Origin of the sequence: Streptomyces caelestis (assembly GCF_001279005.1) — a bacterium.
Classification (GTDB): domain Bacteria; phylum Actinomycetota; class Actinomycetes; order Streptomycetales; family Streptomycetaceae; genus Streptomyces; species Streptomyces heliomycini.
In genome coordinates this window covers 1-457 of record NZ_LGCN01000070.1, presented here as the reverse complement: position 1 = coordinate 457, position 457 = coordinate 1, and the positions used below count along the sequence as shown (strand labels likewise).

Below are 457 nucleotides of genomic sequence, written 5' to 3'. Positions count from 1 at the left end.
GGATGTGGCAGGCCAGGGCGATGGCGGCCAGGGACCGCTCGGGGTGGTGGGGGAGGTGGTTGCCGATCTCCACGAAGCGGGGGGCGGGGCGGGGGGGGTCGTTTGGGAGGACCCCCGCGGGCCGCTTCCCCCACGAAACCCCCCGCCACACCACCCGCTTCGTGGTGATCGGCAACCACCTCACCCAGCACCCCGAGCTGTCCCTGGTCGCCATCGGCCTCGCCTGCCACATCCAGTCACTGCCCACCGGCACCCCCGTCGACATCAAGAGCCTCGCCGCCCGCTTCAAAGAAGGCACCAAACGCATCGCCGACGCCCTGCGCGAACTGGAGACCCACGGCTACCTCCGCCGCGAACGCATCCGCACCCCCACCGGCCACCTCATCACCCGCACCACCTCCTGCAACCAGCCCCACCACCGACGCGAAGCAGCCCCCACCGACTGCCCCACCCCACC

General features: G+C 71.8%; 1 pseudogene. It reads left to right on the top strand.

Features of this window, described 5'->3' with window-relative positions:
* Positions 1 to 59: 59 nt before the first annotated feature.
* Positions 60 to 457: pseudogene (locus ADK41_RS06830) on the top strand (helix-turn-helix domain-containing protein); the annotation flags it as partial.